Source organism: Pseudomonas sp. AB6, assembly GCF_034314105.1.
In the GTDB taxonomy this organism is placed as follows: domain Bacteria; phylum Pseudomonadota; class Gammaproteobacteria; order Pseudomonadales; family Pseudomonadaceae; genus Aquipseudomonas.
In genome coordinates this window covers 3,172,572-3,194,498 of sequence record NZ_JAVIWJ010000001.1, presented here as the reverse complement: position 1 = coordinate 3,194,498, position 21,927 = coordinate 3,172,572, and the positions used below count along the sequence as shown (strand labels likewise).

Sequence of the window (21,927 nt, the reverse complement as noted above, 5' to 3'; positions counted from 1 at the left end):
TCCTGCCGCCTGGTCTAGCTGTCAAATGCATTTTGGAGCCAATTTAATGAGGGTTCCTTGCCAGGGTCGCCATTAATGCCAATCACATCAAAGCGGCAAGGTGAGTCAGCCCAGTGTGACGCTTGTTGCAGAAAATATTGAGCGGCCATAGCCAGTTTTTCGCGCTTGCGAACATCGACGCTTTCAAGCGCGCCACCCCAGCCTGCGTGGCGCCGATAGCGCACTTCGACGAATACTACTGTATCGCCATCAAGCATTACCAGATCGAGTTCGCCGCGTGGGCATAACCAGTTCTGCGCGATCAGGCTTAATCCCTGCTGCTGAAGATATGTCAGGGCGAATGCCTCAGCCTCACGCCCGGCCCTCAAATGCGGTGCGACAGGTATCAATGCGCGGTGTCTGGCAGGCGATGAACCTGGCCGCCGACAAATTGAGCCCATGGCAGTTGCCGTTCTACACGCTGCCCTTGGCCCAGACTTAATCTGCCGGACTCGCCATCCAGGCGAGTGTCAGGCAACGCTTTGAGTTGTGTCAGACGCGGTGCCAAGCGATAAGCATCGATTCCCATGGCGTACAACCGACCCAGGCTCCCGGCCGCTTGTGGCCATTGCGCGATCACTTGCTGATGCAGCGGATTACTGGTGTTCAGCAGCCATGGGGTATCGCAGAATTGAATGCCTTCCAAGTCCTTGTACTGCGCTTGATCGCCGCTGTTAGTAAACAGTTGGGAGGTCGCATACACAGGCACATCACCAGCATATTGGAACACCAGCGTCGGTTTGATCTGCTGCGCTAGCTGAGGCGTGGCGGCCAGGAAAATAAAATCAATGTCTTGGCGACGCGTTGGCTGAGGTGCTTGAGCGCCTGCAGTATTTTGCAAGCTTTTGGCGCGGGCATCGACATTGCGCAGTTGGAACATGTCAGCAATTTGCTGGGCGAGGGCGACCGGTTGGTCTACGTGCTCGGCGACGATGAACGTGCCGCCTAATGCTTGCCAGCTTTGACGGAAGGCGTCCAGAACACGGTCACCCCATTCACCTCTCGGCACCATGGCGGCAGCGCTCCGCTTGCCATCGGCCCAGGCGCGGCGCGCCACTTCCCTGGCTTCGTCTTCAGCGGCAAGGCCAAACTGGAACAGTTCCGGTGGCCCCGCTTGACGAGAATCGCTGTAGTTAAGTGCCAGCGTTGTAATAGGCAAGTGTGGACGGTTGCTTAACTGTTTAACCAGTGGTTTTTCCAGCGGACCAATTACCAGTTGCACGCCGGACGCTTTGGCCTGACGGTAGAAATCGTCAAGCGAAGTCAGGCGTGAGCTATCGAACACTTGGATGACGGGGGGCTTTTGTCCCGCTTGCTGAGCTTGATAGTGCGCAGCCATAAAGCCTTCGCGCAGTGCCCGGGCCACCGAAACTAGCGGGCCGTCTTGTGGCAGTAACAACGCAATTTTGGTCAGCGGGGCACTGGCTAATGCCTTGAGGGCAATCAGCGGAAGTGGTAATTGCTGGGCGGCCGGATGCTGCGGGTTTTGTGCTTTCCAGGTATCGATCGCGGCTTGCTGCTGCTCCAGCGTACCGGCGGTTTTTACCGCCAGGGCCAAGCTCAGCCAGCCCGCAAGGTCACCGTTGCCAGAGCCTTGGAGTTGCTCAGGCGGTAACTGGGAAACCAGCGACCAGATCGCTTCGTGGTTGGCTGTGGCATCGCCGTTTTTAAGTAGCGGCGCGATAAATACCCGTTGGCTGGCGGCGGCCAGGATTTGTCCGTCGGCTTCCAGTGCGCGCGCCTGAACAAGGCCGGTGCGAACTTGCTGATCAATAGGCAGTTCGCCCAAGCGCAGCAGGCTTGGGTGGCTTAGCGCTGCCAGAGCAACCTTGGGTTGGTTGCGACCCAGGGCCAGCTCAGCGGAAAGAGTGCTCGCGTAGACCTGTTGTGCAGGTTTGAGCTGATCAACAGGAACTTGCTCAAGAATTTTTGCGGCTCGGCCCACGTCCCCTTGTCGATTGGCCTGATCGGCCGCGCTCAGCCTTAGCGACGCGGCTTGATCGGGGGTTTTGGCGGCAGCGGCTTGTTCGAGCAATTGCTCGATGCTGGCGTCGGGCGTGCGAGGAAGTTCGCCCAGGGTCGACGACGGCGAACTGGCACACGCCGCCAACAGGGCAGCGAGACAAAGGGCGGTGAACAGGCGCAGGCAAGCGATCATGTATGTGATCCTGATACTCAAGCAAATAGGCTGGAATTGTACCCAAGCACTGGCCGGGGCGCGATGTTGATGGCGTTAAAGCGGTGATATTGGTCGCGGTGCAGCTAAATAAAAGGCGAAGCGGTGTTTTATTGTTTATTCACGTTGTGCGGTAAGGAAATCAAACGTTCTCTCAAACTGTTTTAGTGTTCGCTTGTGCCAGCGATCCGTTCGCCACGGCCTTAATCTGTACAATGCATTTTTTGTTCAACACAAGAGGTGTGCGCTTTGACTGCTCCAGGTGCTTTGAATTCCGCTCCAGGCTCGCTTTATGTTGTTGCTACGCCTATCGGTAACCTGGATGACATGAGCGTGCGTGCGCTGAAGGTGTTGCGCGACGTGGCGCTAATTGCTGCCGAAGATACTCGTCACTCGTTACGGTTGATGCAGCATTTTGGTATTCCTACGCCACTGGCGGCGTGTCATGAACACAACGAGCGGGAGGAGGGCAGTCGCTTTTTGACACGGCTATTAGCCGGTGATGATGTTGCGCTGATCTCCGATGCGGGCACTCCCCTTATATCCGATCCCGGTTATCACTTGGTGCGGCAAGCGCGTGCAGCGGGCATCCGAGTGGTGCCGATTCCTGGAGCGTGCGCGTTGATCGCCGCGTTGTCGGCGGCCGGGCTGCCTTCCGACCGTTTTATCTTTGAAGGCTTTTTACCCGCTAAAGCGGTTGGCCGCAGGGCTCGACTTGAGTTGCTTAAGAGTGAACCCCGCACGCTGATTTTTTATGAGGCGCCACATCGAATCCTGGAGTGCCTGCAAGATCTTGAATCTGTGTTCGGCCCAGAGCGTCCCGCATTACTGGCACGAGAGCTGACCAAAACCTTTGAAACCCTTAAGGGGCTGCCGTTGTCCGATCTGCGAGCGTTTGTCGAAGGTGACAGCAATCAGCAGCGCGGGGAGTGCGTGGTGTTGGTTGCGGGTTGGACAGCGCCAGAAAATGAAGACGTTATCGGTGCGGACGCACGGCGTATTTTAGATCTCTTGCTGGAGGAGATGCCGCTCAAAAGAGCCGCTGCATTGGCCGCCGAAATTACCGGCGTTCGCAAAAACTTGCTCTATCAGGTAGCGCTGGAAAAGCAAAAAGGCGAATAAATTCCTGCGTCGGCGCTAACCGCTAGAGGTCGCAGAATGTATTAAAGCTTGTTCTTGACGGTCCGTGCCGCTAACCTTGTCGGCGGAGAGTCGATTGGACAGTCGCTGCCTTTTATTGTTCCGCAATAAAGGGGGGAGGAAAGTCCGGGCTCCATAGGGCAGAGTGCCAGGTAATGCCTGGGAGGCGTGAGCCTACGGAAAGTGCCACAGAAAATAACCGCCTAAGCACTTCGGTGCCGGTAAGGGTGAAAAGGTGCGGTAAGAGCGCACCGCACGTCTGGCAACAGGTCGTGGTCAAGGTAAACCCCACTCGGAGCAAGACCAAATAGGGTTCCAAGGCGTGGCCCGCGCTGGAACCGGGTAGGTTGCTAAAGACGTCCAGTGATGGCCGTCGTAGACGAATGACTGTTCACGACAGAACCCGGCTTACAGATCGACTCTCCACCTTATTTTCTACCCCCGCTTTTCGCAGCATCAACCTTTCGTAATATCAAAAAAATCTTACTCTTGATAAATCACATTAACTTCGAGACTCAGGCCTTTGAGCTCTCCGGGGTTTATCTATCAAAACAATTAAAAAAATGCTCCGAAGTCTGACTTTCTTCTCCTAAATCTCCGTTCTGTAAGGGAATTCCTTAGGACCGTGCCTTGACGGTGTGGTGGGCGCATTTATATAGTGTGCGCAAGTGGCGGAAAGTGGCATGAAGTGGGTTTTTTCAGCTCAAAAAGTTAATATTCGGAGATCGCGCCTGTGTTTCGTGGTGCCAACGCAATCAATCTTGACGCAAAGGGTCGCCTCGCAATGCCGAGCCGGTACCGCGACGAGTTGGATTCGCGCAGTGCCGGGCAGTTAATTGTAACGATTGACGCTGTAGACCCCTGCTTATGCCTGTACCCGTTATCCGAATGGGAACTGATTGAGGCCAAGTTGCGTGACTTGCCGACATTCCGTGAAGAAAACCGTCGCCTGCAGCGGCTGTTGATTGGGAATGCGGTCGATCTGGAACTGGATGGAAGTGGCCGTTTTCTGGTTCCGCCGCGGCTGCGCGATTACGCGAAGTTGGATAAGCGCGTGATGTTGGTTGGCCAGCTAAATAAGTTTCAACTGTGGGACGAGGACGCCTGGAACACGCTTGCTGAAGCGGACCTGGCGGCTATTCAACAACCTGGCGCTATGCCTGATGAACTGCGTGATTTGATCTTGTGACTATGACTAGCGGCTTTACCCACATCACCGTACTGCTCGAAGAAGCCGTAGAGGCTCTCGCGGTACGTACCGATGGCTGCTATTTGGATGGTACATTCGGCCGCGGCGGCCACAGTCGCCTGATATTGCAGCATCTTGGCCCTGACGGGCGTTTGCTGGGATTTGACAAAGATCCTCAAGCGATTGCCACAGGGCAAGCGCTAGCGGCCGAAGACGGCCGCTTTGTCGTTGTGCAACGCAGCTTTGCTGAGCTGGGCGCTGAAGTTGAAAGTCGCGGTCTGGCGGGCAAGATCAACGGAGTTTTGCTCGACCTTGGCGTCTCATCGCCGCAACTGGACGATCCAGAACGCGGCTTCAGCTTTATGAACGACGGTCCTCTGGATATGCGCATGGACCCTAGTCGCGGCGTCAGCGCTGCCGAGTTCATCGCCACGGCATCCGCGGAAGAAATTGCCCGTGTGTTCAAGGAATATGGCGAGGAGCGTTTCGCCAAGCGCATGGCGAACGCCGTGGTTCTGCGTCGTGAAACCCAACGCTTTGAGCGCACCGGCGACCTTGCTGAGGTGTTGAAGGTTGCTAATCCTGCATGGGAAAAAGGCAAAAATCCGGCGACTCGCGCTTTTCAGGGCCTGCGCATACATGTCAATAACGAACTGGGCGATCTTGAAGCCGGGCTCGAAGCTGCCCTAGAAACGCTTGAAGTTGGCGGACGTTTGGTTGTCATCAGCTTCCACTCGTTGGAAGATCGCATCGTCAAATTGTTCATGCGTAAGCTCGCAAAAGGCGAAACCGACACAATGCCTCGCGATTTACCGATCCGTTTTCAGGCATTCGACCCGAAAATCAAAATCCACGGCAAAGCGCAATTCGCCTCCGAGGCTGAAACCAAGGCCAATCCACGATCGCGCAGTGCTGTGATGCGTGTAGCGGAGAAGCTTAAGTGAGCCAGCTCGTCCTTAAGCCTTTGCCTACCGGCAGTTTCTTTATGCTGCTGTTGTTCATTGCCGTACTGGTTTCGGCGATTGGCGTGGCATACAGCGCCCATTGGAACCGGCAGTTATTGAACTCGCTTTACAGTGAGCTGAGTGTGCGCGACAAAGCTCAGGCCGAATGGGGCCGGTTGATTCTTGAGCAAAGCACCTGGACAGCGCACAGCCGTATCGAAACGCTGGCCACCGAACAACTGCATATGCGTATCCCAAGCGCTGCTGAAGTTCGAATGGTGGCCCCATGATGAACCTCGAAGGCGCCCTGTATCCCTGGCGTTTTCGCGTGGTGGTGGGTCTGCTCGGCATTATGGTGGCTGCCATTTGCTGGCGCATCATCGACCTGCAAGTGGTCGACCATAAGTTTCTCAAGGAACAGGGCGACGCTCGCAGCGTCCGTCACATTCCTATTCCCGCTCATCGTGGCTTGATCACTGACCGTAACGGCGAGCCTTTAGCCGTCAGTACGCCAGTGACAACGCTGTGGGCCAATCCGAAAGAACTGCAGACGGCCAAGGACAAATGGCCAGCGCTGGCTGCCGCCTTGGGACAAGACGTCAAGTTGCTGAGTGATCGCCTGGAGGCGCAGGCCGATAAAGAATTTATCTACCTGGTCCGCGGCCTTACGCCTGAGCAGGGTCAAGTGGTGCTTGATCTGAAAGTGCCGGGCGTTTACGGCATCGAAGAATTTCGGCGGTTTTATCCGGCCGGTGACGTTACCGCACACATGGTGGGCTTCACCGACCTCGACGACCATGGTCGCGAAGGTGTCGAGCTGGCTTACGACGACTGGCTAGCGGGTGTGCCCGGTAAGCGACAAGTGATTAAGGACCGACGCGGTCGATTGATCAAAGATGTTCAGGTCACCAAAAATGCCAAGGCCGGGAAGACCTTGGCATTGTCTATTGACCTGCGCCTGCAATACCTGGCGACTCGCGAACTGCGCAATGCCATCCAGGAAAACGACGCCAAGGCCGGAAGCCTGGTGATCATGGACGTGAAAACAGGCGAAGTGTTGGCGATGGTCAACTCGCCGACCTATAACCCGAACAACCGCCGCACCATGATCCCGGCCGCCATGCGCAATCGCGCAATCACTGACGTGTTCGAGCCTGGTTCTACCATGAAGCCAATCTCCATGACGGCTGCGCTAGACAGTGGTCGGTGGAAGCCGACCGATAAAGTTGAGGTTTACCCTGGAACGCTGCAGATCGGTAAATACACGATTCGCGACGTGACAAGAACCGAGGGGCCTATCCTCGATCTGACCGGTATCTTAATCAACTCCAGTAACGTAGGCATGAGCAAGGTAGCCTTCGATATTGGGGGTGAAGCAATTTTCCATGCCATGCAGCGAGTCGGCTTGGGACAATACACCGGCCTGGGTTTTCCCGGCGAACGTGTGGGCAATCTTCCAAACTACCGCGAATGGCGCAAAGCCGAGACCGCAACCCTGTCGTACGGCTACGGCCTGTCGATCACCGCGTTGCAGTTGGTGCATGCTTACGCCGCCATTGCGAACAACGGGCGCATTGTGCCGTTGACCATCCTTAAAGCTGATACGCCACCGGTCGCGGTTCAAGCAATCCCGGAAGCAACCGCGAAAACCGTACAGGGCATGATGCAGCAAGTGATCGAAGATCCTCGCGGTGTATACCGTGCTCGGGTGCCGTCCTATCACGTGGCAGGCAAGAGCGGCACTGCGCGTAAAACAGTGTCGGGCACCAAGGGTTATGAAGAAAACGCGTATCGCTCGCTATTCGCTGGCTTTGGCCCGATGAGCAATCCTCGCTACGCCATCGTTGTAGTAATTGATGAACCGGGCAAGGCGGGCTACTACGGTGGTCTGGTGTCGGCCCCAGTGTTCAGCAAGGTCATGTCGGGCACGCTTCGGCTGATGAACGTCACCCCGGATAATTTGGCGGCGACGCCAACGCAGGAGCAAGTGAATGCTGTGCCCGCTGTTAAAGGAGGGCGTGGTTAATGTCTTCTAGCCTGAACAAGATTTTTGCCCATGCTGATCGCGATCTATTAATTCGCGAGTTGACCCTCGACAGCCGTAAAGTACGCCCAGGCGATCTGTTCCTGGCGATTCAGGGTGGAAAAATCGACGGTCGCGTGCACATTGTAGATGCCCTCAAGCGGGGTGCAGCGGCAGTAGCCTATGAAGTGGACGGCGCAACCGTTCTGCCGATTACCGACGTGCCGCTGATCCCTGTAAAAGGTCTGGCTGCACAGTTGTCTGACATCGCTGGGCGCTTTTATGGCGACCCGAGCCGCAACCTGAATTTGGTCGGAGTTACCGGCACCAACGGCAAAACCAGTGTCACCCAATTGGTCGCGCAAGCGCTTGATCAGCTTGGTCAGCATTGCGGGATCGTTGGCACATTGGGGACGGGTTTTTACGGTGCCCTGCAAAGCGGGCGCTTGACGACGCCCGACCCGATTGCAGTACAGGCCACCTTGGCCGACCTCAGAAAAGCCGGTGCCCGCGCTGTCGCAATGGAAGTGTCATCCCACGGTCTGGATCAAGGCCGAGCGAGCGCGTTGGCATTTGACGTTGCGGTGCTGACTAACCTGTCTCGCGACCATCTGGATTATCACGGCACAATGGAGGCCTATGCTGCCGCAAAGGCCAAGTTATTTGCTTGGCCCCATCTGCGTTGTCGGGTAATCAATGTTGATGATGATTTCGGTTGCCAGTTGGCCGCGAACAGACACGAGTCCCGCCTGATCACTTATAGCGTTAAAGACAGCAGCGCTTCGCTTTACTGCAGCGATGCGCATTTTGACGACGATGGCGTGCGCGCCACATTGGTTACTGCACAAGGCGAGCATCATCTGCGCAGTACTTTGTTGGGCCGTTTTAACCTTAGCAACGTGCTGGCTGCCATCGGCGCGTTGATGGGGCTGGATTACCCGCTGGATGAAATTATGAACGTGCTGCCGACGCTTGAAGGTCCTGTCGGTCGCATGCAGCGTTTGGGCGGTGGTCGGCAGCCTTTGGTAGTAGTTGATTACGCACATACCCCCGACGCATTGGAAAAAGTCCTCGAAGCGCTACGCCCGCACGCGAAAGGCCGTTTGATGTGCCTGTTCGGTTGCGGCGGAGACCGTGATCGTGGCAAGCGCCCCTTGATGGCGGAAGTGGTTGAGCGGCTTGCGGACACAGTGTTGGTTACAGATGACAATCCACGCACAGAAGCACCGACTCAGATTTTCGACGACATTCGTAAAGGCTTCGTCGCTGCCGACAAAGTGAACTTTGTCGCCGGTCGCGGTCAGGCGGTGGCGCAGTTGATTGCCAGCGCGCAAGCCGCTGATGTGATCGTGTTGGCGGGCAAGGGCCATGAGGACTATCAGGAAATCGACGGCCAACGTCAGCCATTTTCTGATCTCGAAGAAGCCACCAAAGCCCTGGCGGCATGGGAGGTGGCACATGCTTAAGCCTCTGACTTTCAGTGAGCTGGTTGCTCCACTCAATGGCCGTCAGGTTGGCGCTGATTGCGCCTTTGCCGGGGTAAGTATTGATAGCCGCCATATTGCTCCGGGGCAGCTGTTTATCGCGCTTTGCGGTCCGAACTTTGATGGGCATGACTATCTGAATGACGTCGCGAGCAAAGGTGCCGCTGGTGCGTTGGTCGAGCGTGAAGTCTCGGGTTCTGAATTGTCGCAGTTGGTAGTTGCGGATACGCGTCTGGCGTTGGCTCAGCTTGGTGCCTTGAATCGTAACCGGTTTGATAGGCCTGTCGCGGCGATCACCGGTTCCAGCGGTAAAACCACCACCAAGGAAATGCTTGCTAGCATCCTGCGTACGCGTGGGTCGGTCTTGGCAACCCGAGGCAATTTGAACAACGAGTTAGGGGTTCCATTAACTCTGCTTGAGCTGGCGCAGGAACATACGGCGGCCGTCATTGAGTTAGGCGCTTCTCGACGGGGTGAAATCACCTACACCGTCGGTCTGGCAAAGCCGCACGTTGCGGTCATCACTAACGCAGGAACCGCCCACGTGGGTGAGTTCGGCGGCCCGGAGAAGATCGTCCAGGCCAAGGGTGAAATCCTCGAGGGCCTTAGTGCTAGCGGTACAGCCGTCCTCAATCGAGATGATAAGGCGTTTGCTACCTGGCATGCCCGCGCCAATGGCCGCCCTGTTTTGAGCTTTGCCTTGAATGATGATTCAGCAGATTTTTACGCCAGAGACCTGACCCGCGATGCTCGCGGCTGCCCTAGCTTTACGTTGCATGGTCCCTGCGGATCGGCGTCGATTCAGCTCAATCTGCTAGGCGCCTATAACATCGCTAATGCCTTGGCAGCTGCGGCTGCGGCGCATGCAATGGGTGTGTCACTGGGCGGGATCGTCGCAGGTTTAAATGCGGTTCAACCGGTCAAGGGCCGAGCGGTGGCGCAGTTGGCTACTAACGGCATTCGTCTGATTGATGACACGTACAACGCTAACCCCACCGCGATGTGCGCGGCCGTTGATATACTCGCCGGCTTTTCTGGGCGCACCGTCTTGGTGCTCGGAGATATTGGCGAGCTGGGCGAGTGGGCCGAGCAGGGCCATCGCGATGTAGGCACGTACGCCGCTGGCAAAGTCTCGGCGCTCTACGCAGTAGGGCCGATGATGGCTTACGCGGTAAAAGCGTTCGGCGAGCACGGCTATCACTTCGCCAGTCAGCAAGACCTGATCGCAGCGCTTGGCGCGGAGCAGGACACTAACACCACTATTTTGATTAAAGGTTCGCGCAGCGCGGCGATGGAAAACATCGTCGCCGCTTTGTGTGGTTCTAGCCAGGAGAAACATTGATGCTGCTGTTGTTGGCGGAGTATTTACAACAATTCTACAAAGGCTTCGCGGTCTTCCAATACCTGACTCTGCGCGGGATTCTCGGCGTGCTTACCGCATTGTCGCTCTCGCTGTTCCTGGGCCCATGGATGATTCGGACCTTGCAGAACCGTCAGATCGGGCAATCGGTTCGAAATGACGGTCCGCAATCACATTTGGCCAAATCGGGCACGCCAACCATGGGTGGCGCGCTGATTCTGTCTGCTATCGCCGTTAGCACGTTGTTGTGGGCCGACCTAAGCAATCGCTACGTCTGGGTGGTGCTGATCGTTACCTTGCTGTTTGGTGGCATCGGCTGGGTCGATGATTACCGCAAAGTTATTGAAAAAAATTCAAAAGGGTTGCCAAGTCGTTGGAAATACTTCTGGCAATCGGTGTTCGGTCTTGGTGCGGCGATCTTCCTTTACTCCACGGCGCCTTCCGCTGTGGAAACCACACTGATAGTGCCGATGCTCAAGGATGTCAGCATTCCGCTTGGCTTAGGCTTCATGGTGTTGACCTACTTCGTGATCGTCGGCTCAAGCAATGCGGTCAACTTGACAGACGGCCTCGACGGCCTGGCGATTTTGCCAACAGTAATGGTTGGCGGCGCGTTGGGTATCTTCTGCTACCTGTCGGGTAACGTGAAATTTGCTGAATACCTACTCATTCCTTACGTCCCCGGTGCTGGTGAACTGATCGTGTTTTGCGGCGCATTGATTGGCGCGGGATTAGGCTTCCTCTGGTTTAACACTTACCCGGCACAAGTCTTCATGGGCGACGTCGGTGCCTTGGCCCTTGGCGCGGCACTGGGCACCATCGCCGTTATCGTTCGTCAGGAAATCGTCTTGTTCATCATGGGCGGTGTGTTCGTGATGGAGACCCTGTCCGTTGTAATCCAGGTTGCGTCTTTCAAGTTGACCGGTCGTCGCGTGTTTCGCATGGCGCCGATCCACCACCACTTTGAACTCAAAGGCTGGCCCGAGCCGCGTGTAATTGTCCGCTTCTGGATTATTACCGTGATTTTGGTGCTGATCGGCCTTGCCACCCTGAAGCTGAGGTAGAACGAGTGTCTCTGATCGCTTCTGACCACTTCCGCATCGTTGTCGGCCTCGGCAAGAGCGGCATGTCTCTGGTTCGCTTTCTGGCGAACCGGGGCGTGTCGTTTGCCGTGGCGGATACGCGGGAAAATCCACCTGAACTGGGGACATTGCGTGAGCAATACCCGCAGGTGGAAGTGCGTTGTGGCGAACTGGATGTGGAGTTTCTGTGCCGCGCCGACGAGCTGTACGTGAGTCCTGGTCTGGCTCTGGCCACTCCGGCGTTGCAACAAGCGGCGGCCCGTGGCGTGAAGTTGTCGGGTGACATTGAGTTGTTTGCCCGCAATGCGAAGGCGCCCATCATCGCAATTAGTGGCTCGAACGCGAAGAGCACCGTGACAACCATGGTCGGCGACATGGCGGCGTCGGCAGGCAAGCGCGTCGCGGTCGGCGGCAACTTGGGTACTCCGGCGCTGGACCTGCTCGACGACTCTGTCGAGCTTTACGTGCTTGAACTCTCCAGCTTCCAGCTTGAAACCACCGATCAACTCGGTGCTGAAGTGGCCACCGTGCTTAACGTCAGCGAAGACCATATGGACCGCTACAGTGGTTTGCCAGCGTATCACTTGGCCAAGCATCGGATTTTCCGGGGCGCGCGGCAAGTGGTGGTCAATCGGCAGGACGCATTGTCGCGGCCGCTGATCGGCGAGGGCCTGCCTTGCTGGACCTTCGGTTTGAACACTCCTGATTTCCACGGCTTCGGTTTGCGAGAAGAGAACGGCGAAAAATTCCTCGCCTTCCAATTCGACACCTTGATGCCGGTTCGCGAGCTGAAGGTGCGCGGCGCCCACAACCAGTCCAATGCGCTGGCAGCGTTGGCCTTGGGTCACGCGGTCGGTTTGCCATTCGACGCCATGTTGAACAGCCTGCGCGCATTCACCGGACTGACGCACCGTTGCCAATGGCTGCGCGAGCGTGATGGTGTCAGCTATTACGATGATTCCAAAGCCACCAACGTCGGTGCTTCGCTGGCCGCTATCGAAGGTCTGGGTGCAGATATCACCGGGAAACTGGTGTTGATCGCCGGGGGCGACGGCAAAGGTGCTGATTTCTCAGCCCTGCGCGAGCCGGTAACGGCCCATTGTCGCGCCGTCGTGCTACTAGGTCGCGATGCAGAAATCCTGGCGCAAGCGCTGGGTGAAGCGGTTGCTTTAATACGCGTCAATACATTGGAAGAAGCCGTGCTGCGTGCCGCCGAAATCGCTCAAGACGGGGACGCTGTATTGCTGTCGCCAGCCTGTGCAAGCCTGGATATGTTCAAGAACTACGAAGAACGTGGCCGCCTTTTCGCTCGCTCGGTGGAGGCGTTGTCATGATTCTCGGCATAATTCGGCCTTACCCATCCCCGCTGATCAGTGGCCGTGGCATCGATGTCGATTTTCCGATGCTCGCGGGTTGCCTGGCGCTGTTGGGACTCGGTTTGGTCATGATTACCTCAGCATCGTCGGAAGTAGCCGCAGTACAATCCGGTAATCCGCTGTACATGATGATTCGCCACCTTATCTATCTGGTCATCGGCCTGGGTGTCTGCGCTGCGACGATGATGATTCCGGTATCAACCTGGCAACGGCTGGGCTGGCTGATGCTGATTGGCGCGTTCGGTTTGCTGGTGATCGTGTTGGTGCCGGGGTTGGGCCGCGAGGTCAACGGTTCAATGCGTTGGATCGGTTTCGGGATGTTCAACGTTCAGCCCTCCGAGATCGCCAAAGTTTTTGTCGTCATCTTCCTTGGCGGGTATCTGGTTCGCCAACAGCAAGAAGTCCGTGAAAGCTGGATGGGCTTCTTTAAGCCGTTCATTGTTTTGTTGCCCATGGCTGGCTTGCTGTTGATGGAACCGGACTTCGGCGCCACCGTGGTGATGATGGGTGCTGCGGCCGCCATGCTGTTTTTGGGCGGCGTTGGTTTGTTCCGATTCACCTTGATGGTGGTCTTGGCGGTGGGTGCGGTGTTCGTGTTGGTTCAAGCGCAGCCTTACCGTATGGCGCGTTTGATTACCTTCACCGACCCATGGTCCGATCAGTTTGGGGCTGGCTATCAGTTGACCCAAGCCCTGATTGCATTTGGTCGCGGCGAATGGTTTGGGGTAGGTCTGGGCAATAGCGTCCAAAAACAGTTCTACCTGCCTGAAGCGCACACTGACTTTGTGTTCGCCGTGCTCGCTGAAGAGTTGGGCGTGGTGGGTTCGTTGCTCACCGTGGCGCTGTTCGTGTTCGTCAGTATCCGGGCGATGTACATCGGCTTGTGGGCCGAAAGGGCTAAGCAATACTTCGGCGCTTATGTCGCCTATGGATTGGCGTTCCTCTGGATAGGTCAGTTTCTGATCAATATCGGGGTGAATGTCGGGCTGCTGCCGACCAAAGGCCTGACCTTGCCGTTCCTCAGCTACGGCGGCAGTTCGTTGGTGATTTGTTGCGCGAGTCTTGGTTTGTTGCTGCGTATCGAGTGGGAGTCGCGGACCAATACCGGAAGTGAAGAAACGGAATTTAATGAAAGCGACTTCGCTGAGGAGTCGAATAATGGGCGCTAACGTGCTGATCATGGCGGGCGGTACCGGTGGGCATGTGTTCCCGGCGTTGGCCTGCGCGCAAGAGTTTAAAGCTCGTGGTTACAGCGTTCATTGGTTGGGCACGCCACGTGGCATCGAGAATGAGTTGGTGCCCCAGGCAGGCTTGCCGTTGCATCTAATCAACATGACCGGTTTGCGCGGTAAAGGCTTGCTGGCTCTGTTCAAGGCGCCGTTTGTGTTGCTCAAGGCGCTGATGCAGGCGCGCAAAATCGTTCGTCAGCTGCAACCGGTGTGCGTGCTGGGTCTGGGAGGATACGTCACCGGCCCTGGTGGACTGGCGGCAAAACTGGCCGGCATTCCTTTGATTATTCATGAGCAAAACGCAATTGCGGGTACCGCTAACCGCAGTTTGGCTCCGTTCGCCAGCCGTGTATGCGAAGCGTTTCCAAATACCTTTTCCACCTCTGCCAAACGCCGCACGACCGGCAACCCGGTGCGTAGCGAATTGTTTCTGGAAACTCCACGTCAAGTATTGGCTGGACGTAAAGCCCGCCTGCTGATCCTCGGGGGCAGTCTCGGTGCTGAACCGCTTAACAAGTTGCTGCCCGAAGCGTTGGCGTTGTTACCGGTTCAATTGCGCCCTGAAGTATTTCATCAGGCAGGTAAGAATCACGACCAAATTACCTTAGAGCGCTATCGCACTGCTGGCGTCGACGCGCAAGTGGCGCCTTTCATTAAAGACATGGCTCAAGCTTATGGCTGGGCCGATCTGGTGGTCTGTCGTGCAGGCGCGCTGACGGTAAGTGAGCTGGCAGCAGCTGGTCTGCCTTCGCTGTTGGTGCCATTGCCCCACGCAATCGATGATCACCAGTCGCGTAACGCTGAGTATTTGGCCCGCGAAGGCGCTGCCTTCGTCATGCCTCAAGCGACAACTGGCGTAGCCGAAATGGCCGCACGTCTGAAAGAGGTTTTGATGCAACCCGAACAACTGAACAGCATGGCTCGCACTGCTCGCCGCCTGGCCAAACCTGATGCAACCCGCACCGTGGTAGATGTGTGTCTGGAGGTGGCTCATGGTTGAAAATAAACGCGCGATGCCGCAACCGGAAATGCGCCGCATCCGTCGTATCCACTTCGTTGGTATTGGCGGTGTTGGCATGTGCGGGATTGCCGAAGTGCTGCTGAACCTGGGTTATGAAGTGTCTGGCTCTGACCTGAAAGCTTCCCCGGTGACAGAGCGCCTCGAATCGTTCGGTGCGCATATCTTTATCGGCCATCACGCCAAGAACACCGCGAGCGCAGATGTACTGGTAGTTTCAAGCGCAGTGAATACGTCTAACCCAGAAGTCGCCAGTGCCATTGAACGGCGTATTCCAGTAGTGCCGCGCGCGGAAATGCTCGCCGAATTGATGCGCTATCGTCACGGCATTGCCGTAGCCGGTACCCATGGCAAAACCACCACCACCAGTTTGATCGCCTCGGTTTTCGCTGCCGGTGGTCTGGACCCTACGTTCGTGATTGGTGGTCGCTTGAACGCCGCGGGTACTAACGCGCAACTGGGCACAAGTCGTTACCTGATCGCCGAAGCTGATGAAAGCGATGCCAGCTTCTTACACCTGCAGCCGTTGGTGGCCGTGGTCACCAATATCGACGCTGACCACATGGAAACCTACGAAGGCGACTTCAATAAATTGAAGAAAACCTTTGTCGAGTTTCTGCATAACCTGCCTTTTTACGGCTTGGCGGTAGTTTGCATCGATGACCCTGTCGTGCGGGAAATTCTGCCGCTGATCAAGCGTCCGACCATGACCTATGGCTTCAGCGAAGAAGCTGACGTACGGGCAATCAATGTGCGTCAGAACGGCATGCAGACCTTCTTTACCGTGCTGCGCCGAGATCACCAGCCGCTGGATGTTTCGGTGAATATGCCGGGCAATCACAACGTTCTCAATTCTCTGGCGACCATCGCAATCTCTACCGATGAAGGCGTTTCTGACGAAGCTATTGTTCAGGGTTTGTCTGGTTTTCAAGGTGTCGGCCGGCGTTTTCAGATTTACGGTGAGCTGCCGGTTGAAGGCGGAAACGTGATGCTGGTTGATGATTACGGTCATCACCCGCGTGAAGTGGCAGCGGTGATTGAAGCTGTGCGTGGTGGTTGGCCGAATCGTCGGCTGGTGATGGTCTACCAGCCACATCGGTTCAGCCGTACCCGTGATCTTTACGACGATTTTGTGCAGGTACTAACCGAAGCCAATGTGCTGTTGTTGATGGAAGTCTATCCGGCCGGAGAAGAGGCAATCCCTGGTGCGGACAGCCGTCACTTGGCACACAGCATCCGTCAACGCGGCTTGTTGGACCCGATCTACATTGAGCGCGGCGTCGAACTGGCACCACTGGTCAAACCGCTGCTGCGCGCTGGCGATATCCTGCTTTGCCAAGGCGCCGGTGACATTGGTGGTCTTGCGCCACAACTGCTGAAAAGCCCGTTGTTCGCAGGCGCAATCGTTGCCCCTACTGAGGGGAAATTGAAATGACAACAATGACCATTAATGCCTCACTGGTCTGCACCTTAGACCCGACAGTGTTCGGTCGTGTCGCTGTGTTGTTTGGCGGTAAAAGCGCTGAGCGGGAAGTGTCTCTGAAATCCGGTCAAGCGGTGCTTGAGGCGTTGCAAGCCGCCGGTGTAAACGCATTTGGCATCGACGTAGGCGACGATTTTTTGCAGCATCTGGTCAACGAAAAAATTGACCGTGCCTTTATCGTTCTACACGGGCGTGGCGGCGAAGACGGCAGCATGCAGGGCCTGCTTGAGTGCCTGGAAATTCCTTACACCGGTAGCGGGGTATTGGCATCGGCACTGGCCATGGACAAATTGCGCACTAAACAAGTTTGGCAAAGTCTGGGCCTACCCACCCCTCGCCATGCGGTATTGAGCTCTGAGGTCGATTGTATTTCTGCGGCCGGGGAACTGGGCTTCCCTTTGATCGTCAAACCGGCCCATGAAGGTTCCAGTATCGGTATGGCCAAGGTGACCAGCGTCGACGAATTAATCGCCGCATGGAAAGCTGCCAGTACCTATGATTCGCAAGTGTTGGTCGAACAATGGATTCAAGGTCCGGAGTTCACCATCGCCACCCTGCGTGACCAGATATTACCGCCCATCGGTCTCGGCACTCCTCACACCTTTTATGACTACGACGCCAAGTACGTGGCTTCCGATACCCAGTATCGAATTCCTTGCGGGCTTGACGATGCTAAAGAACATGAGCTCAAAGAGTTGACTGCGCGTGCTTGCGAAGCTGTTGGTATCGCGGGCTGGGCGCGTGCGGATGTTATGCAAGACGCTAGTGGCAAATTTTGGCTGCTGGAAGTGAACACGGTTCCAGGTATGACCGATCACAGCTTGGTTCCAATGGCCGCGCGTGCTGCTGGTCTGGATTTCACGCAGTTGGTTTTGGCGATTTTGGCCGACAGTCTCGAGGCGCGAGGTTAATCCCATGCAAGGCGCGATGCTACGTCATCAGCAACCCGTTCCCGGCCGCAAGCCGGTGCCGCGTGGTGCAAGTCGAATGGTGGCTAAAGAGCCGCTGTCGGCGCGCCTGCCTAAAGCCAACTTTGGGTTTTTTAAACAGTTGTTCTGGCCGGTCATGTTGGTCGTTCTTGGTTTTGGTACTTACGAAGCCGCCACACGTCTGCTGCCGTATGCCGACCGGCCGATCACCAAGATTAACGTCCAGGGTGATCTGAGCTACATCAGTCAACAAGCCGTGCAGCAACGTATTGCGCCGTTTGTGGCTGCGAGCTTTTTCACCATTGACCTGACGGGAATGCGGACCGAGTTAGAGCAGATGCCGTGGATTGCTCACGCCGAAGTTCGCCGCGTCTGGCCGGATCAAGTCGTGATTCGTCTGGAAGAACAGCTGCCCGTAGCGCGCTGGGGTGATCAGGCGTTGCTGAATAACCAAGGTCAGGCATTTGCGCCGCGCGAGCTGGCCAATTATGAGCATTTACCGCAGTTGTTTGGCCCCAAGCGTGCCCAGCAACAAGTGATGCAGCAGTATCAGGTGTTAAGTCAGATGTTGCGGCCTTTGGGCTTCTCCATCGTGCGCCTGGAGTTACGCGAACGTGGTAGCTGGTTTTTGACCACCGGAGCGGGCAGTTCAGGCCCAGGTATCGAATTGTTGTTGGGCCGCGACCATCTGGTGGAAAAAATGCGCCGCTTCATCGCGATTTACGAAAAAACGCTCAAAGAACAGATCACGAATATCGCGCGCATCGACCTGCGTTATTCCAACGGCCTGGCCGTTGGATGGCGGGAGCAGGCAGCGCCTTCGACGGACAAACCCGCCGTCGCGAAGAATTGATAAGAGGCAGGACAATGGCAAACGTGCAAAGCGGGAAAATGATCGTCGGTTTGGATATCGGCACCTCCAAAGTGGTAGCGCTGGTGGGCGAGGTCGGGGCCGATGGGACCCTTGAAATCGTCGGCATCGGCACGCACCCTTCCCGCGGCCTGAAGAAGGGCGTGGTGGTGAATATCGAGTCCACCGTGCAGTCGATCCAGCGCGCGATTGAAGAAGCCCAACTGATGGCGGGCTGCCGAATTCACTCGGCTTTTGTCGGGGTGGCGGGCAACCACATCCGCAGCCTGAATTCCCACGGCATCGTTGCTATTCGTGATCGCGAAGTCAGCATGGCCGACCTTGAACGTGTGCTGGATGCTGCGCAGGCCGTTGCTATTCCGGCCGATCAGCGGGTGCTTCACACCCTGCCGCAGGACTACGTCATCGATAACCAAGAAGGCGTGCGTGAGCCTTTGGGTATGTCGGGCGTGCGTTTGGAAGCCAAGGTCCACGTGGTGACGTGCGCCGTAAACGCTGCGCAAAACATTGAGAAGTGTGTGCGCCGTTGCGGTCTGGAAATCGACGACATCATCCTTGAACAGTTGGCGTCTGCTTATTCGGTCCTGACCGATGACGAGAAAGAACTAGGTGTTTGTCTTGTTGATATCGGTGGTGGCACCACCGACATCGCGATCTTCACCGAAGGAGCGATTCGTCACACCGCAGTTATCCCGATAGCGGGCGATCAGGTTACCAACGACATCGCCATGGCTTTGCGCACACCAACTCAGTACGCCGAAGAAATCAAAATTCGCTATGCCTGCGCCTTGGCCAAGCTGGCCGGCGCCGGTGAAACCATCAAAGTCCCAAGCGTTGGCGATCGTCCACCGCGCGAGTTGTCGCGTCAGGCGTTGGCCGAAGTGGTCGAGCCACGTTACGACGAGCTCTTCACCTTGATTCAGGCTGAGCTGCGTCGCAGTGGTTACGAAGATTTGATCCCAGCCGGCATTGTGCTGACTGGTGGTACTTCAAAAATGGAAGGCGCCATTGAGTTGGCTGAAGAAATCTTCCACATGCCGGTACGCCTCGGCGTGCCGCATAGCGTCAAAGGGCTCGCCGATGTCGTGCGCAACCCGATCTATTCCACAGGTGTAGGGCTATTGCTGTACGGACTGCAAAAGCAATCCGACGGCATCTCATTGTCCGGCATCAGTAGCAGTAACAGCGGCTATAGCAGCGATGAACCTAAAGCTCCTGTGCTTGAGCGCCTAAAGCGCTGGGTGCAGGGCAATTTCTAAGATTCAAAGCGGTAGTGGTAGGCGGCAGTAGGCAAAAAAACTAGAGAAAATGAAAGGAGAGGGAAAATGTTCGAACTCGTAGACAATGTCCCGCAAAGCCCGGTAATCAAAGTTATCGGTGTTGGTGGCGGTGGTGGTAATGCTGTTAACCATATGGTTAAGAGCAACATCGAAGGTGTGGAATTCATCTGCGCCAACACTGACGCGCAAGCGCTGAAAAGCATCGGCGCACGGACCATCCTGCAATTGGGCACTGGTGTGACCAAAGGCTTGGGTGCGGGTGCCAATCCTGAAGTAGGTCGTCAGGCTGCACTTGAAGACCGTGAGCGTATTGCTGAAGTGCTGCAAGGCACGAACATGGTGTTCATCACAACCGGCATGGGTGGCGGTACCGGTACCGGTGCGGCACCAATCATCGCCGAAGTGGCCAAGGAAATGGGCATTCTGACCGTTGCTGTTGTAACGCGTCCGTTCCCATTCGAAGGCCGCAAGCGCATGCAGATCGCTGATGAAGGCATTCGTCTGTTGTCGGAAAGCGTGGACTCGTTGATCACTATTCCTAACGAGAAGCTGCTGACCATCCTCGGTAAAGACGCCAGCTTGCTGTCGGCCTTCGCCAAGGCAGACGATGTGCTGGCCGGTGCCGTTCGCGGTATCTCCGACATCATCAAGCGTCCGGGCATGATCAACGTCGACTTTGCCGACGTGCGCACTGTAATGAGCGAAATGGGTATGGCGATGATGGGCACTGGCTGCGCCAGCGGTCCTAACCGTGCACGTGAAGCGACTGAAGCCGCGATCCGCAACCCGCTGCTTGAAGACGTTAACCTGCAAGGCGCTCGCGGTATCCTGGTGAACATTACTGCCGGTCCTGACCTGTCTCTGGGTGAGTATTCGGACGTCGGTAGCATCATCGAAGCGTTCGCTTCCGAGCACGCCATGGTCAAGGTCGGTACGGTTATCGATCCGGACATGCGTGACGAGTTGCACGTGACTGTGGTCGCTACAGGTCTGGGTGCAAAAATCGAGAAGCCTGTGAAGGTCATCGACAACACCCTTCAGCCTTCGCAGCACGCTTCGGCACAACCTTCTGCTCGTCAGGAAATGCCGTCCGTGAACTACCGCGATCTGGACCGCCCTACCGTGATGCGCAATCAGGCGCATGCCGGTGCCCAAGCGTCCGCCAGGACGAGCTCTCACGATGATTTGGATTACCTGGACATCCCGGCTTTCCTGCGTCGCCAGGCCGATTAATGAAATGTATCAGGGGTATTAGGGTGATTGGTGTTCAGCAAAGGTCTGGTCTGCTATTATCGCCAGCCTTTGTTGATACCAGTTCGCAACTTGCGCTGAAGCGGCCAATGCCATGATTAAACAACGCACCCTGAAAAATATTATCCGTGCCACAGGTGTAGGTCTGCACTCCGGGGAGAAGGTTTACCTGACCCTCAAGCCCGCACCCGTGAATACCGGCATCGTGTTTTGCCGTGCTGACCTCGACCCTATGGTGCAGATCGCTGCCCGTGCGGAAAACGTCGGTGACACCACCCTGTCGACCACACTGGTCAGCGGGGACACCAAGGTAGATACGGTGGAACACTTGCTTTCGGCCATGGCTGGCCTGGGCATCGATAACGCCTACGTTGAACTCTCCGCCTCCGAAGTTCCGATCATGGACGGTAGCGCAGGACCCTTCGTATTCCTGATTCAATCTGCCGGCCTGGAAGAGCAGGACGCAGCCAAGAAATTCATCCGGATCTTGAAGGAAGTGACAGTGGAGGAGGGCGGTAAACGCGCTACTTTCCTGCCTTTCGAAGGCTTTAAGGTGAGTTTCGAGATCGATTTCGATCACCCGGTTTTCCGTAACCGCACACAAAGTGCAACCGTGGATTTTTCAAGCACTTCTTTCGTTAAAGAAGTCAGCCGCGCACGTACCTTTGGATTCATGAGTGATATCGAGTACCTGCGCAAGCACAACCTCGCGCTCGGCGGTAGTGTTGAAAATGCCATCGTGGTCGATAAGGACGGCGTGCTGAACGAAGATGGCCTGCGGTATGAGGACGAATTCGTCAAACACAAAATTCTGGATGCAATTGGCGATCTTTACCTGCTGGGTAATAGCCTGATAGGCGAGTTCCGAGGCTTCAAGTCCGGGCATGCATTGAACAACGTCCTGCTTCGTGCATTAATCGCGCAGACAGACGCTTGGGAAGTTGTGACCTTCGAAGATGCCAGCGCCGCACCGATCTCTTACATGCGTCCTGTCGCGGCCGTGTAATTTAGTACTCTCTTTTCTAGTTTTAAGGCTGCCTTCGGGTGGCCTTT

Annotated in this window: 19 protein-coding genes and 1 other RNA gene; 18 read left to right on the top strand and 2 right to left on the bottom strand. The window is 56.2% G+C overall.

Annotation, left to right across the window (positions count from 1 at the left end):
* Window positions 1-14: 14 nt before the first annotated feature.
* Together RGW60_RS15055 and RGW60_RS15050 are read right to left on the bottom strand one after the other, a co-directional pair.
* Window positions 15-386, bottom strand: a complete 372-nt coding sequence (locus RGW60_RS15055) for a YraN family protein (RefSeq protein ID WP_407074089.1) — start codon at window positions 384-386, stop codon at window positions 15-17.
* A complete protein-coding gene (locus tag RGW60_RS15050) occupies window positions 386-2,197 on the bottom strand; it encodes a penicillin-binding protein activator (protein ID WP_322205348.1) in 1,812 nt (603 codons plus the stop codon). Before RGW60_RS15050 ends, RGW60_RS15055 begins: the two co-directional genes overlap by 1 nt.
* Window positions 2,198-2,464: 267 nt before the next feature.
* On the opposite strand from RGW60_RS15050, the gene rsmI reads away from it, so the two are divergent.
* The 18 genes from rsmI to lpxC all read left to right on the top strand — a co-directional run bounded on the left by rsmI (window position 2,465) and on the right by lpxC (window position 21,880).
* Window positions 2,465-3,337, top strand: coding sequence for a 16S rRNA (cytidine(1402)-2'-O)-methyltransferase (rsmI, locus tag RGW60_RS15045; protein WP_322205347.1), 873 nt, complete (start codon window positions 2,465-2,467; stop codon window positions 3,335-3,337).
* Window positions 3,338-3,423: 86 nt separating this feature from the next.
* Window positions 3,424-3,782: RNase P RNA component class A (gene rnpB, locus RGW60_RS15040), an RNA gene on the top strand.
* A 306-nt stretch (window positions 3,783-4,088) separates the two neighbouring features.
* Window positions 4,089-4,544 (top strand): division/cell wall cluster transcriptional repressor MraZ, encoded by a 456-nt coding sequence (mraZ, locus tag RGW60_RS15035; RefSeq protein ID WP_322205346.1) that lies wholly within the window; start codon window positions 4,089-4,091, stop codon window positions 4,542-4,544.
* 2 nt (window positions 4,545-4,546) lie between these two features.
* On the top strand, window positions 4,547-5,488 hold the full coding sequence (rsmH, locus tag RGW60_RS15030) for a 16S rRNA (cytosine(1402)-N(4))-methyltransferase RsmH (protein WP_322206931.1): 942 nt from the start codon (window positions 4,547-4,549) through the stop codon (window positions 5,486-5,488).
* The gene (ftsL, locus tag RGW60_RS15025) at window positions 5,485-5,778 is read left to right on the top strand and encodes a cell division protein FtsL (protein WP_322205345.1); all 294 of its coding nucleotides are present in this window, start codon (window positions 5,485-5,487) and stop codon (window positions 5,776-5,778) included. The genes rsmH and ftsL overlap by 4 nt, the downstream gene beginning before the upstream one ends.
* Window positions 5,775-7,514 (top strand): peptidoglycan D,D-transpeptidase FtsI family protein, encoded by a 1,740-nt coding sequence (locus RGW60_RS15020; RefSeq protein ID WP_407074088.1) that lies wholly within the window; start codon window positions 5,775-5,777, stop codon window positions 7,512-7,514. The genes ftsL and RGW60_RS15020 overlap by 4 nt, the downstream gene beginning before the upstream one ends.
* The gene (locus RGW60_RS15015) at window positions 7,514-8,977 is read left to right on the top strand and encodes a UDP-N-acetylmuramoyl-L-alanyl-D-glutamate--2,6-diaminopimelate ligase (RefSeq protein WP_322205344.1); all 1,464 of its coding nucleotides are present in this window, start codon (window positions 7,514-7,516) and stop codon (window positions 8,975-8,977) included. The genes RGW60_RS15020 and RGW60_RS15015 overlap by 1 nt, the downstream gene beginning before the upstream one ends.
* Window positions 8,970-10,337 carry a UDP-N-acetylmuramoyl-tripeptide--D-alanyl-D-alanine ligase gene (locus RGW60_RS15010; protein ID WP_322205343.1) on the top strand — a complete coding sequence of 456 codons (1,368 nt, stop codon included), beginning with the start codon at window positions 8,970-8,972 and terminating at the stop codon, window positions 10,335-10,337. Before RGW60_RS15015 ends, RGW60_RS15010 begins: the two co-directional genes overlap by 8 nt.
* Window positions 10,337-11,419: a phospho-N-acetylmuramoyl-pentapeptide-transferase gene (gene mraY, locus RGW60_RS15005; RefSeq protein WP_322205342.1), complete on the top strand. Its 1,083-nt coding sequence runs from the start codon at window positions 10,337-10,339 to the stop codon at window positions 11,417-11,419. Before RGW60_RS15010 ends, mraY begins: the two co-directional genes overlap by 1 nt.
* Before the next feature lie 5 nt (window positions 11,420-11,424).
* Complete coding sequence (gene murD / locus RGW60_RS15000; protein WP_322205341.1) at window positions 11,425-12,771, top strand: UDP-N-acetylmuramoyl-L-alanine--D-glutamate ligase; 1,347 nt, start codon at window positions 11,425-11,427, stop codon at window positions 12,769-12,771.
* A complete protein-coding gene (ftsW, locus tag RGW60_RS14995) occupies window positions 12,771-13,982 on the top strand; it encodes a putative lipid II flippase FtsW (RefSeq protein WP_322206929.1) in 1,212 nt (403 codons plus the stop codon). The genes murD and ftsW overlap by 1 nt, the downstream gene beginning before the upstream one ends.
* On the top strand, window positions 13,972-15,042 hold the full coding sequence (gene murG, locus RGW60_RS14990; RefSeq protein ID WP_322205340.1) for an undecaprenyldiphospho-muramoylpentapeptide beta-N-acetylglucosaminyltransferase: 1,071 nt from the start codon (window positions 13,972-13,974) through the stop codon (window positions 15,040-15,042). Before ftsW ends, murG begins: the two co-directional genes overlap by 11 nt.
* On the top strand, window positions 15,035-16,495 hold the full coding sequence (gene murC, locus RGW60_RS14985) for a UDP-N-acetylmuramate--L-alanine ligase (RefSeq protein WP_322205339.1): 1,461 nt from the start codon (window positions 15,035-15,037) through the stop codon (window positions 16,493-16,495). The genes murG and murC overlap by 8 nt, the downstream gene beginning before the upstream one ends.
* Before the next feature lie 5 nt (window positions 16,496-16,500).
* A complete protein-coding gene (locus RGW60_RS14980; RefSeq protein ID WP_322206928.1) occupies window positions 16,501-17,454 on the top strand; it encodes a D-alanine--D-alanine ligase in 954 nt (317 codons plus the stop codon).
* 4 nt (window positions 17,455-17,458) lie between these two features.
* Window positions 17,459-18,325, top strand: a complete 867-nt coding sequence (locus tag RGW60_RS14975; protein WP_322205338.1) for a cell division protein FtsQ/DivIB — start codon at window positions 17,459-17,461, stop codon at window positions 18,323-18,325.
* A gap of 14 nt (window positions 18,326-18,339) precedes the next feature.
* A complete protein-coding gene (gene ftsA, locus RGW60_RS14970) occupies window positions 18,340-19,602 on the top strand; it encodes a cell division protein FtsA (protein ID WP_322205337.1) in 1,263 nt (420 codons plus the stop codon).
* 66 nt (window positions 19,603-19,668) lie between these two features.
* Window positions 19,669-20,856 (top strand): cell division protein FtsZ, encoded by a 1,188-nt coding sequence (ftsZ, locus tag RGW60_RS14965; protein WP_322205336.1) that lies wholly within the window; start codon window positions 19,669-19,671, stop codon window positions 20,854-20,856.
* 112 nt (window positions 20,857-20,968) lie between these two features.
* Window positions 20,969-21,880: a UDP-3-O-acyl-N-acetylglucosamine deacetylase gene (gene lpxC, locus RGW60_RS14960; RefSeq protein WP_322205335.1), complete on the top strand. Its 912-nt coding sequence runs from the start codon at window positions 20,969-20,971 to the stop codon at window positions 21,878-21,880.
* The last annotated feature ends 47 nt before the right edge of the window (window positions 21,881-21,927 follow it).

Excerpts from the sequence above, each read along its gene's own strand:
- RGW60_RS15050 (WP_322205348.1), bottom strand. The coding sequence starts at position 2,197 with ATGATCGCTTGCCTGCGCCTGTTCACCGCCCTTTGTCTCGCTGCCCTG.
- rsmH (WP_322206931.1), top strand. The coding sequence starts at position 4,547 with ATGACTAGCGGCTTTACCCACATCACCGTACTGCTCGAAGAAGCCGTA.
- RGW60_RS15020 (WP_407074088.1), top strand. The coding sequence starts at position 5,775 with ATGATGAACCTCGAAGGCGCCCTGTATCCCTGGCGTTTTCGCGTGGTG.
- RGW60_RS15015 (WP_322205344.1), top strand. The coding sequence starts at position 7,514 with ATGTCTTCTAGCCTGAACAAGATTTTTGCCCATGCTGATCGCGATCTA.
- RGW60_RS15010 (WP_322205343.1), top strand. The coding sequence starts at position 8,970 with ATGCTTAAGCCTCTGACTTTCAGTGAGCTGGTTGCTCCACTCAATGGC.
- mraY (WP_322205342.1), top strand. The coding sequence starts at position 10,337 with ATGCTGCTGTTGTTGGCGGAGTATTTACAACAATTCTACAAAGGCTTC.
- murG (WP_322205340.1), top strand. The coding sequence starts at position 13,972 with ATGGGCGCTAACGTGCTGATCATGGCGGGCGGTACCGGTGGGCATGTG.
- murC (WP_322205339.1), top strand. The coding sequence starts at position 15,035 with ATGGTTGAAAATAAACGCGCGATGCCGCAACCGGAAATGCGCCGCATC.
- RGW60_RS14980 (WP_322206928.1), top strand. The coding sequence starts at position 16,501 with ATGACCATTAATGCCTCACTGGTCTGCACCTTAGACCCGACAGTGTTC.
- RGW60_RS14975 (WP_322205338.1), top strand. The coding sequence starts at position 17,459 with ATGCAAGGCGCGATGCTACGTCATCAGCAACCCGTTCCCGGCCGCAAG.
- ftsA (WP_322205337.1), top strand. The coding sequence starts at position 18,340 with ATGGCAAACGTGCAAAGCGGGAAAATGATCGTCGGTTTGGATATCGGC.
- ftsZ (WP_322205336.1), top strand. The coding sequence starts at position 19,669 with ATGTTCGAACTCGTAGACAATGTCCCGCAAAGCCCGGTAATCAAAGTT.
- lpxC (WP_322205335.1), top strand. The coding sequence starts at position 20,969 with ATGATTAAACAACGCACCCTGAAAAATATTATCCGTGCCACAGGTGTA.